Origin of the sequence: Streptomyces sp. NPDC005784 (assembly GCF_042871525.1) — a bacterium.
Classification (GTDB): domain Bacteria; phylum Actinomycetota; class Actinomycetes; order Streptomycetales; family Streptomycetaceae; genus Streptomyces.
The window spans coordinates 134,163-145,878 of the sequence record NZ_JBIAIQ010000024.1 but is presented as its reverse complement, the minus strand read 5'-3'; the positions used below and the strand labels follow the sequence as shown (position 1 = coordinate 145,878).

The following is an 11,716-nucleotide window of genomic DNA, read 5'->3' as shown; positions in this document are numbered from 1 at the left end:
GCGGGCGCCGCACACCCTCGAACCCCTGCCCCACACCACCATCAGCCCTCGGCGAGAAATCGGACCTCGGAAACATCGGCCGGTGGATCCGGGCTCAGGGCCGGTGCTCATACGTGAGCCCTTTCGGCGTTACCGGAGCTCGACGGCATAGGAGTCTCCGGAGAAGGTCCATCCGTCGGTGCCTTCGCCGATGTCGGCGACGATGAAATGGTCCTCGAAGTCGTCATCGCGCAGGTCACCGGCCAGCCAGAGCGCCTCGATCTCGCTCCAGTGTCCCCGACGCCGACCAGCACCAAGCAACCATTCACGGGCGGCGACCAAACGAAGAAGGGGGATGGTGCGCCCGCCTCCTCTCGCCATGCGTTGTAGTGGCGGCGCGAATCATAGGCTCCGGTCAGAGGACGTGGGGCCACTCGGGGCACTGCCGTAAGCAGCGCCCCGAGCGCATCAGGTCCTGACTGATCGGCGAGCCGTTGCGGTGCCGGGGCCGCCGTTCATGCCCCCGGGGCTACGCGTTCAATCCGAGCAGCTCCGCAGCGCTCCCTTTATTTGCCGCGAATCAGGCGAATCGCGATGCCTATCGCCGTTCCTGCGACGACTCCTGAGATCGTCCAGGGAATGCTTGGGTGACCGCCGTTGAGCCTGTAGCCGATGAACGCGGCGAGAAACGTGATCGCAAGAGCGAGGATGAATCCAAACTGCCTGGTTCTCAATTTTCACCCGTCGATTGTCTGGATCTTGTGGTGTGGGCGGCTCGGGGTGCTGCTGTGATGGCAGCACCCCGAGCCGCCCCTGCAGGTCGCGCTTCCCAGCTGCCTAGCGGAAGCGGAACCCACAGCCGGAGTTGGTGCAGGACGCGTGCCAGATGGGACTGTAGCGAGCGGGTACCGGGCCGTTGTACGAGCCGTAGTAGTCCATGGTCATCTGGTACCGCTCCTGGTAGCCGCAGATGGGCGAGTACTTGAGCCAGCAGACCTGGCCCATCCCGGTGGTCTTCCACTTGATGTGGGTGCTCGTCTGGGTGGTTTCGTAGGGGTAGCCGAAACTGAAGTTCCAGCCCAGCCCCGCAGAGGTTCCTGTCTGGTCATACCAGCTTTGTGCCGTGGTGCTCGTGATGTGGCCCTTCTTGTTGATGCAGACGCCGATGGCCATCTGAATGGTGGCGATCTGGACGGATACAGAGCCCTCGTACACCTTGTAGGACTTGTTGTATGTGTGGCATCCCGCCGTCACTGCCCCTGAGGGATCGCCCTGGTTCACCGGGTCCTGGTTCGCGTAGTCGTAGGCGTTGGCACTGCCCCCTGCGACCGGATCGGTCTGGCTGAAGCGCCCCGTCGACGGGTTGTACATACGCGCACCCATCTGGAGCTGACCACCGAGAGCTGCCCCGGATCGCTGCAGGCCGCCCAGCCAGCCATAGACAGGATTTGTGCCAGTCTCCGGGGCGCCGAACTCGGTATAGGTGAACGTACTGGTGACGCTGCTCGTGGTGGGGTTGACGGTGGCGAACACGTCGCCGTGGAGGTTGACGAGGTCAAGGGTCAGCCCCTTGTCGCTGGCCTGGGCCGCGAGTGTGCCGGAAGGACCGTTGACATTGCGCTGCCAGCTGCCGTCGGACCCGGACGTCCAGACCGGAGTGTCCGTCTCGTCAGCGTAGTGATCGGTGTGTGTCGTTCCGGCGGTGTCGGTGGTGGAGGCCGGGCGGACTCCTTGGGGGTCGTAGCTCCACGACATGGTGGCCCCGCCCTGGGTCTGGCTGGCGATCATGTCGTTGGCGAAGTACGTAGCCGTCAGGTCGGTGCCGCCGGCGTCCTGCGCCGGGGTGGTGATGGTGTCTCCTTGCGTGTCGTACTGGTAGCCCGGGTCGGACAGACGGTCGGCCGCGTCGTAGGACATGGACCGTTTGGTCGAGGTGGCCTGCTGGCAGCTGCCGTCGACTGCCGGTTGGGACGTCGCGATGCTGGTGCGGTTGGAGTTCGCGTCGTAGTCGAAACTCCGCGTGGTGCACTGCCCCAGCTGGTCGTCGGCGACCGCGGTCAGACGGTTTGCGGCGTCGTAGGAGAACGTCTGGTCGCTGGTCAGGGCGGTGTCGTTGGCCCATGCGCCGTGGGAGTCGGCGTCCGCGTTGTCGGCGAGGACCTGAGTGCCCCAGGCGGGCGGGTTCGAGTAGGTCACGCCTGTGGTCCTATCGGTGGCATCGTATGCGTAGGTGGCGACAGTGCCTCCGGGATACGTTTGCGTCGCGATGTTGCCGTCCGCGTCGTGCGTGATGCCGAAGGCTCCGGCCTGCGTGTCGCTCTGGCTCGTCAGGCCGCCGGTGTGATCGTTCCCTTCGTTGTAGGCGAAGCTGGTGATGCCCTTGCCGTCGTCGCGGGAGATGACTCTGCTGGCGAGGTCGTACGTGTAGCGGGTGACGTTCGAAGACGCGTCGGTGTAGGTGGAGATCGCTCCGAAGTCGTCGTAGGCCGTTTTCAGATCCGCCAGTACGGCACCTTGGGCGCTGACGCTCTGGGTGTCGGTGGGGACGCCGGTGGCAGGGTCGTAGACGATCTTCGAGTCGGGAAGCGCCGTGCCCATTCCCTTGCCGGAAGTGCGGATGCTCGTACCGATCTCCCGCTCCGCTCCGTCGAACGTCGCGCTGGCGGTGCGAGACGACGTGGTCCCGTCGGCCGCGGTGAAGGTCTCGGTCTCCGTGACCGGCTGCAGGTACCTGTCGTAGGTGTACGTCGTGACCGCCAGTCCGGGCAGTCCACTTGTCCCGGGCTGCGCCGCGGGCTTGGTCTTGCACGCAAGGTCGGTCCACGCGGGCTTGTTGCCGCAGTCGGAGTCGACGCTGTTCGCGTCGGCGGTGTAATAGACCGTCTTGGACGTACCGGCGTCCCCGCCACCGGTGTTGCTCGGCATGCGGGACTCGGTCAAGAGCGGTTGCCCGTCGTAGAGGTGGGCGTCCTCGTTGTAGACCACGGACTTGGTGATGTTGAGTTTTCCGGTGCCGGGATCCGTGACGCTCCGCAGCGGAGTGTGCAGGGTCCATCCGAAGGTGTCGGTGCCGTTGGCGTACAGGTTCTGGGTGGTGCGGGCGTCCACGTCCGAGCTGCCGGGGACGTCCGAGCCGATGCTCCCAGTCTCCGTCTCGGTCGTCACCAGGTTGTACGGCTGCCCGTCCACGTCATTGTCGCTGTTGGGCGCGCCCTCGTCGTAGGTCGAGTGGGTGTGGCTGCGGATCACCTGGTACGACCCTGCGGCCACCGCGTTGTGGGCAGGACCGTAGGTGTCGATCAGCCGGGTGCCGTCGGCGGAGTACAGGTTGCGGGTGTCCAGTTGACCGGCGGTGGTGACGCTGTCACTGGCGGCGAGGGCCGTGGCGCGGTTGGCGGCGGTCAGCTCTCGCACCGTGTTGCCGTACTGGTCGTACTCGGTGGTGGAGATGTTCCAGCCACTGCTGTAACTGGCGTCGTTCACCTCTCGGCCGTCCGCGTCGTAGTACTGGATCTGAGCGTAGGTCCAGTCCAGGGGCGGATTGGCGGTGGGGACGTGGTCGGGCGGGAAGACGGCGACCGCGGAGACCGGTACGTCGGTCTGGCCCCAGGTACCGACGGTGGCTGCGTCCATGTTGGCCGGACCGCCGGCGGCGGTGGTCAGGGGCACTCTGTAGGTCACCACGGTCTTGGCGGTGCCACCGCCGTTGGCGGCGGTGTGTGCGTGACTGACCGAGGCGAGTTTGCCGTAGTCCGCGCTGCCCGCGACGGCGTTGTAGGTCAGGATCCACGGGGCTAGCGTGCCGGTGGTGGACTGTGCAGGGCTGATCAGGGTCAGGCGCCCGTAGTCCGCGTCGCCGCTGTTCTCGTCGTAGGTGTAGGTCGCCTTGAGCGCAGGGCTGATCCGGGGATCCCACTCGGCGATGAGTCGGCCTGAGGTGTCGTAGGAGTACTTGGCGACCGGGGTCTTGGTGAGCTTGGTTCCGTCGGAAGTGACGAAGTCGGCCTCGGAGACGTTACCGGTAGCCGTGTCATAGCTCAGCTGCAGGCCACGGCAGCCTGGGTCCGTCCAGGTGGTGTCGGTGGGAGGGTTGGGGCACGCCGTGGTGCTCAGGGTGCCGGCGGGCGCGTTGGCGTCCGGGGCGACAACGAGAACCGGCTTGCCGTACGCCACATCCAAGGCAGTGGTGTCATACACATAACTCGTGGACCTGGCGCTGCCAGCCTGTGTGACTGTGGCCGGCAGATACTGTCCGGCCGCGCCACCCGGGGAGGTGAAGGTCACCTGCGTGCCGGTGTCGTCGGTGAGAGTGAAGGCGCTGCTCTTCTCCGTGAGGGTCAGTCCGGCGGCCACGGCAGGGCCCTGTGGGGTGTAGGAGACGACTCCGTTGCTGTCCGTGCTGCCGGTGGTGAAGGTCAGCTTGGAGCCGTCGGCGCCGGTGAGCATCACGTAGCTCGTCGCGTCGGTGAGTGACGCCCAGGCAGCGCTGGTGCCCTGGACGGGGAGGCTCGTGGTCCAGCCGGGCCCGAACAGCGACGGCACAGCTGGGCTCAGGGAGTTAAACGCGCGGGCGAGGCCGAGACCGCTGCCGAAGCTGGCGACCGACACGTCGCTCGCGGTTACGGACCCGTTGCCGGACTGGAGGCCCACCGTCACCGGTCCGGCCTGGGTAGTACCGAAGTCGACGCCTGCCCCGACCCGGTCCAGGGTGACGTTCACCGGTGCGGTGGTGATGGGGTTGTTGCCAGAGGCGTCAGTGAGGACGGCCTTGATCTGCAGCAGCCCGTCGTCGGCAACCGTATGCGTGACACTCCAGGTCAGGGCGGGGGACTGGACGCCGCCGCTGACCGTGTTGACGGCCACGGGCCAGCTCACTGAGGAAGTGCCCTTCTTCACATCACCCGCAGGGATGTCGGTGAAGGTGCCGGAGTTCCCCTTCCGGTACTGGAATGTCACCTTCGACGGGCCGGAGGGCGAGGTCACCTGAAGAGTGAAGTCGCTAGCGGTGACGTCTTGATCGCTCGGGGAGTTCAGGGCTGCGGTGCCCACACCGAAGGAGTATGCGGTGGTGGCCGCCGAAACATTGGCGCCGGAGTCCAGCGTCCTCGCGTAGAGGGTGTGCCAGCCGTTTGCCGGGTTGATCGAGATGGTCAGCGGATCGCCGCCGTTGCCGTCCACTGTGTCATAGACGTGGTTGGGCACTGCGGGATTGTCCAGCCCCCAGTAGAAACCCTGCCCGTCCGTGGAGGTGGTATCCAGCGTGCAGGTCACCGACCCCGACGCCTTCGACGTCCACGAGCCGGACGGGTAGGACGGGCACGTGATCGCCGGCGCCACCGGCAGGCCGGTGTTGAGAGTGAAGTTGGTGTATCCGGACCAGGTGCCGTAGTCAGTGCCGTCGTAGGCACGGACGCGGTAGCGCAGGTGTACACCTGCGGGGAAGGCCGAGGCGGCAGGGATGGTCAGCTTTGCCGTCGACCCGGAAGCCACCGACGAGGTGGTCGCGGTGTAGGTGAAGGAGGTGTCCACCCACGCCGGGTTCGGGGTGAACTCGACCTGCGCCTTCGTAGCAGACCCGTCAGGGTCTGTGACCTTCGCCGAAACTGTCGGGGTCAGTGACGTGACGTAGCGATTTCCGTTGTACGCGTTCACCGCACTCGGCGAGATCGCCGCGGAAGCAGTGGTGGGGTAGGAATTGTAGGTGACCGTCAGGTGCGGTTCCACCGAGTCGTCGCCGGAGATGTAGTTCGCCGAGCGGAACCGCCTCCAGGTGGTGGCGTCGGTCTCGCTCGCACCGCGCACCTGCAGCCCGTAGTTGGCGGAACCGTCGGCCCACGCCTGCACGATGGCGTCGATGTCGAAGTTCATCGTGCCGGCCGGGCAGGACGAGGAGTAGCCCAGGGCCGCCGTGTTGGTCACCGCACCCGTGGTGGTGGTGGTCGGCTGCGCGGCCCACGTCACCGAGGACGAGGACCAGTCCGAGGTGATGCGCCGCACCTGCGTCCCCGCGCCGGTGGTGGCGCAGGTCGAGGAGTAGTACGAGTACAGCGCCAGGTTCGTGTCGATGATGTGCTTGCCCGTGAAGGGCGAGACGTCGAACTTGAGGTACGAGCGCGCCACGTCGGTGCCGGCGTCGTAGGTGCCCGACTTCAGCTCGGGCGAGGAGACCTGCGAGTCGGGGTAGTCGGGGTTCTGCACCCAGGTGTCGGTGGTGACCGCCAGCGTGGAGGTCGGGTCGATGGTCACCGGGTACGTCGCGGTGGCCAGGAAGTCCTTGTCCGGGGTGAGGACCAGGGTCTGCGACCCGTCCGAGCCGGTCTCGATCTTCGTGTCGACCCGCTGCCGGTGGGCGGACTCACCCGAAGCCGGGTCCTTGGAGTCGTCCCACATCATCGGGGCCGGCGCCTCAGCGACCAGGTCCCCATCCGGGTTCTTCAGCAGCAGGTGCCCGGAGTCGGCCTGGGACAGCTTCAGCCCGTCCAGGTTGAGCGGGATCCGGTAGCTGGCCGATCCGTCGGCCAGCTGCTGGGACAGCTTGATGTTCTCCGAGAAGCCCTGCGCCAGCGCCGTCACCGCCAGGTTCTGTCCGTCGCCCAGGTTGTAGGAGGCGGTGTCGTCCTTCACCGACGGGGTGGGCAGCTTGTTCTCCCAGCCCAGTCCGAACGATTCTTTGCCCTTGGCCACGGACGCCAGTTGCGTGTCCCCGCCGTCCGACACCGCCACGTCCGCCGCGGCCGCCTTCGGCTCAAGCGCATCACCCGTGTCTGACAGGGAAGTGTCGATGTCCTTCCACTGGCCGTCCTGCTTCACACGGATCGGCCCACCATAGGACTCGGTCTGCAGGGCTCCACTGGGCAATGCGTACGTGGTCGATTTCGACGTCCGCTCCGACAGCACCTCTATCTTGCGGTCCTGTGAGCGGGCCATCATCAGCGCCGATACTTCGTCCCGTGCCTCCGCGGGTCCTGATGGAGTTCCGGACGCCGATGCAGCCGATGCGCTGCTCTCCGGGGCCACCGCGAAGGTCAGCCCGCTGCCTTCCGCGATCAAGGCCCCCTCGGTGACCATGGCAATCACAAGGCCGACGGCTAGTTGCCGCAATCTTCGCCGGCGCGCGTACGACGGCCGCGATCCCGCGAGGATCGCATGTCTTTGACGCATAGTCGGGTGTCCTTCCAGATCAGCCGCCAGACCAGGTCACCCCGGCCGGGGGTCGATCATGGACACACCGAAAACCTGCGCTGTCGCCCCATCGCGAGCAAGTCAACTTAAAGCCAAGTCGCGCAAAGATTCAGCCATCTAATGTGAACGTTAGGTGAAGTCCCTATGTGCGCATGATGTCGGTTCGCGGCCTCCTCGGCCGAATCTGGCGCAACGTCAGATATCGAATTGGTTGCGAGTCGCAAGGCAGGGCTTTTCTAAATCATGAGGGAATATGCGCCGACTCACTCCAGAAACCCATCAAAGCGATCACCACGTCCCGGCGGACAGGTGGCTGCTGCAACGTCGAGCCCTGGACGTCGGAAGTCCGGATGCGATCGCGAGATGCCGCTGTCGGCGCGGACAGCGGCGACGTCCAACTTCACTCCTGATCCCAAGAGTTGTCCCGAGGCTGTCCTCAAGCGCATCACCGACCCACAGGACACTCAGGCGCAGTAGCTCAAGGATCCCCGCATCTTAGCGACGTGACTGCGCTCCCCATGGCCGTCCCTGCTGGTCAACTCCAATGTGATATGCGGAACCACCCCGCCGAAGCTTGTCGTAAGTTCGCCCACATCGCGGCCGGTTGCAGCGGCGTTGCTCAAGGTTCGGAGAGACGGCAGGCTACGTCGGTCGTCCGTGGGAGGTTTCACTTGATGGCGGCGCAATTCGGCAGGAGGCTGCACAAGGGCGCAGCCTCCACCCTTGTGGCCGCGGTCGCGGTCGTGGCCCTGTCCGCCTCTCAGCTCAGAGAGCCGTAGAGAGCCTCTGTGGCTACCGACCAGCCCACCGGCCATAGCCGGTAGCGGGATGCTCAGCGAGCTGTTCCCGCAGATATCCGGTTGTCCGCTCGATTTCGAGGGGGCACCCGTTCAGCGTGCTGCGGAGCGTGATTGCCGCGTGCGTGGGCCGTTCGCTCAAGATCCGGTCGTGCGCCTCGCGGTCCCCTACGATCGCAGGGCGGGGTGCCGGGAGCTTCCAGAACAGCCCGCACCACGTCACGCACGGCGTTTGAGGGAACAGCCCATTCGGGGGTGTTGTAGGAACCCTCCATACTGATCCACTGGCCCTTTCGTCTCACTCATGGCTCTCACCAAATCGGCGGTGAGATGCGGATTTTGGGCCTCTGACCTGGTCTTCCGCACTCTCTGTGGACCCCACGTACTGGGGTGGTCGTGTTACATACCCCACACGTCGAACCGTCTCTGTTGTGCAAACTCTCCTTGGCCGAGAGCGGTCGCATAGGTCAGGATCGGACCTCATGGACCTGCTGAACACACTGGTGGACAAGGGGCTTCGGCGCGAGCTGCCGACCCGCGGCGAGGCGCTGGCCGTCCTGGCCACCTCCGACGACGACGTGCTCGACGTGGTGGCCGCGGCCGGCAAGGTACGCCGCCACTGGTTCGGCCGTCGGGTGAAACTGAACTATCTCGTCAACCTGAAGTCGGGCCTGTGCCCGGAGGACTGCTCGTACTGCTCGCAGCGCCTCGGCTCCACGGCCGGCATTCTCAAGTACAGCTGGCTCAAGCCCGACGAGGCCTCCCGGGCCGCGGCGGCCGGGCTCGCCGGGGGCGCCAAGCGGGTCTGCCTGGTGGCCAGCGGGCGCGGACCGACGGACCGTGACGTGGACCGGGTCTCCGACACCATCAAGGCGATCAAGGACCAGAACGAGAACGTCGAGGTGTGCGCCTGCCTCGGCCTGCTCTCCGACGGCCAGGCCGAACGGCTGCGCGCGGCGGGCGCCGACGCCTACAACCACAACCTGAACACGTCCGAGGGGACGTACGGGGAGATCACGACCACCCACACGTACGCCGACCGGGTGGACACCGTCCAGAAGGCGCACGCGGCCGGACTGTCCGCCTGCTCGGGTCTGATCGCGGGCATGGGCGAGTCGGACGAGGACCTCGTCGACGTCGTGTACGCGCTGCGCGAGCTCGACCCCGACTCCGTTCCGGTGAATTTCCTGATCCCGTTCGAGGGCACCCCGCTCGCCAAGGAGTGGAACCTCACCCCGCAGCGCTGTCTGCGCATTCTCGCCATGGTCCGGTTCGTCTGCCCGGACGTCGAGGTCCGTATCGCCGGTGGCCGCGAGGTGCATCTGCGCACCCTCCAGCCGCTCGCCCTGCACCTCGCCAACTCGATCTTCCTCGGTGACTACCTCACCAGTGAGGGCCAGGCGGGCAAGGCCGACCTGGAGATGATCGCGGACGCCGGCTTCGAGGTGGAGAACGCCGGCGAGGTGACGCTGCCGGAGCACCGCGCGACGTCAGGCGGCGGCTGCGGATCGCACGCGGAGGGCGGGTGCGGATCACACGGCGGCGGCTGCGGATCGCACGCCGAGGCCGGCTGCGGGTCCCAGGAGGGGGGCGGGGTGTGCGGTTCGGCCTCCGCGGCTCCGGCCGAGGCACCAGCGGCTGTGGCCGAGGCGCCCGCCGACGCCCGTACGGACCTCGTCTCCGTGCGTCGCCGTGGCGCCGGAACGGATCTCGCGCCCAATGCCTGACCTGTCCGTGCGGGAACTGCTCGATCTCGACCGGCGGCACGTCTGGCATCCGTACGGGCCGATGCCCGGCCGCCAGGACCCGCTGGTCGTGGAGTCGGCGAGCGGGGTCCGGCTGCGGCTGGCCGACGGCACGGGCGAACTGATCGACGGGATGTCGTCCTGGTGGTCGGCGATCCACGGCTACAACCACCCGGTCCTGAACGAGGCGGCACGCGGTCAGCTCGACCGCATGAGCCATGTGATGTTCGGCGGGCTCACCCACGAGCCCGCCGTACAGCTGGCGAAGCGACTGGTCGACATCTCGCCGGAAGGTCTGGAGCACGTCTTCCTCGCCGACTCCGGCTCGGTCTCCGTCGAGGTCGCCGTCAAGATGTGCCTCCAGCACTGGCGCTCGCTCGGCCGTCCGGGCAAACAGCGGCTGCTGACCTGGCGGGGCGGCTATCACGGGGACACCTGGCAGCCCATGTCGGTGTGCGACCCCGAGGGCGGGATGCACGAGCTGTGGCAGGGCGTGCTCCAGCGCCAGGTGTTCGCCGACGCGCCGCCGGCCGGGTACGAGGAGTCGTACGCCGACCAGCTGCGCGAGCTGATCGGGCGGCACGCCGACGAGCTCGCCGCGGTGATCGTGGAGCCGGTGGTGCAGGGCGCGGGCGGGATGCGCTTCCACTCCCCCGCGTATCTGCGGGTGCTGCGCGAGGCCTGCGACGCGCACGACGTGCTGCTGGTCTTCGACGAGATCGCGACCGGCTTCGGCCGTACGGGTGAGCTGTTCGCGGCGGACCACGCGGGCGTGACCCCGGACGTGATGTGTGTCGGCAAGGCGCTGACCGGCGGCTATCTGACGATGGCGGCGACGCTGTGCACCGCGCGGGTGGCCGACGGCATCTCGCGCGGTGAGGTCCCGGTGCTCGCGCACGGCCCGACCTTCATGGGCAACCCGCTCGCCGCCGCGGTGGCGTGCGCGTCCATCGACCTGCTGCTCGGGCAGGACTGGCGGACCGAGGTGAAGCGGATCGAGGCGGGTCTGCGGGACGGCCTAGCGGAGGCCGCCTCCCTGCCGGGCGTCCGGGACGTACGCGTCCTCGGCGCGATCGGAGTCGTCCAGCTCGACCACGAGGTGGACATGAAGGCGGCGACGGCGGCCGCCGTGCGCGAGGGCGTGTGGCTGCGGCCGTTCCGCGACCTCGTCTACACGATGCCGCCGTACGTCACGGGCGACACGGACCTGGCACGGATCGCGCGCGCGGTCTGCGCGGCGGCGCGGGAGGGCTGAGATGGCGGTACTGGTGATCACGGGGACGGGCACGGAGGTCGGCAAGACGGTCGTCACGGCCGCCGTCGCCGCCACGGCTCTCGCGGCCGGGCGGTCCGTGGCCGTCCTGAAGCCCGCGCAGACGGGTGTACGTCCGCACGAGCGCGGCGACGCCGACGAGGTGGCCCGGCTCGCGGGTGCCGTCACGACACTCGAACTGGGCCGCTACCCGGAGCCGTTGGCGCCCGCGACGGCCGCCCGGCGGGCCGGCCTGGCGGCCGTGTCTCCGCAGTCGGCGGCGGAGGCCGCGGCCAAACTGGCCACCGAGCACGATCTGGTGCTGGTCGAGGGCGCGGGTGGTCTGCTCGTCCGGTTCGACGACGAGGACGGGACGCTGGCGGACGTGGCCGGGCTGCTGGACGCACCCGTGCTGGTCGTCGCTTCGGCGGGACTGGGCACGCTCAACACGACCGAGCTGACGGCCCGTGAACTGCGGCTGCGGGAGCTGGACTTCGCGGGTGTGGTGATCGGCAGCTGGCCCGACTCCCCGGATCTGGCGATGCGGTGCAATCTCGCGGACCTTCCGGCGGTGTCCGGTGCGCCTCTGCTGGGCGCGGTACCGGCGGGCGCGGGGTCGCACTCGCCCGCCGACTTCCGCGCGGGGGCGCCGAGTTGGCTGGACCACCGGCTGGGCGGACGCTGGAACGCCGGGGTCTTCGCCGCGGCACACACGGCCTGACGTCGCCCTCCTCACCCACCACTTGTCACTCACCACCCCT

5 protein-coding genes are annotated in these 11,716 nt (G+C 67.6%); 3 read left to right on the top strand and 2 right to left on the bottom strand.

Annotated elements, in window-relative coordinates; all coding sequences use genetic code 11:
- Nucleotides 1–129: 129 nt before the first annotated feature.
- Together ACFYR3_RS30805 and ACFYR3_RS30800 are read right to left on the bottom strand one after the other, a co-directional pair.
- Nucleotides 130–300 (bottom strand): hypothetical protein, encoded by a 171-nt coding sequence (locus tag ACFYR3_RS30805; RefSeq protein ID WP_389285251.1) that lies wholly within the window; start codon nucleotides 298–300, stop codon nucleotides 130–132.
- A 516-nt stretch (nucleotides 301–816) separates the two neighbouring features.
- Nucleotides 817–7,047 carry a DNRLRE domain-containing protein gene (locus ACFYR3_RS30800; protein WP_389285250.1) on the bottom strand — a complete coding sequence of 2,077 codons (6,231 nt, stop codon included), beginning with the start codon at nucleotides 7,045–7,047 and terminating at the stop codon, nucleotides 817–819.
- Nucleotides 7,048–8,440: 1,393 nt separating this feature from the next.
- Between ACFYR3_RS30800 and bioB the strand changes: the two genes are divergently transcribed.
- From bioB to bioD, 3 genes are read left to right on the top strand one after another with little or no spacing between them, the layout of a single operon-like run.
- Nucleotides 8,441–9,685, top strand: a complete 1,245-nt coding sequence (gene bioB / locus ACFYR3_RS30795) for a biotin synthase BioB (protein WP_355838595.1) — start codon at nucleotides 8,441–8,443, stop codon at nucleotides 9,683–9,685.
- Complete coding sequence (locus tag ACFYR3_RS30790; RefSeq protein WP_355838592.1) at nucleotides 9,678–10,958, top strand: adenosylmethionine--8-amino-7-oxononanoate transaminase; 1,281 nt, start codon at nucleotides 9,678–9,680, stop codon at nucleotides 10,956–10,958. Before bioB ends, ACFYR3_RS30790 begins: the two co-directional genes overlap by 8 nt.
- 1 nt (nucleotide 10,959) lies before the next feature.
- Entirely contained in the window at nucleotides 10,960–11,676 is a 717-nt protein-coding gene (gene bioD, locus ACFYR3_RS30785) for a dethiobiotin synthase (RefSeq protein ID WP_355838589.1), read from the top strand.
- Nucleotides 11,677–11,716: the final 40 nt, after the last annotated feature.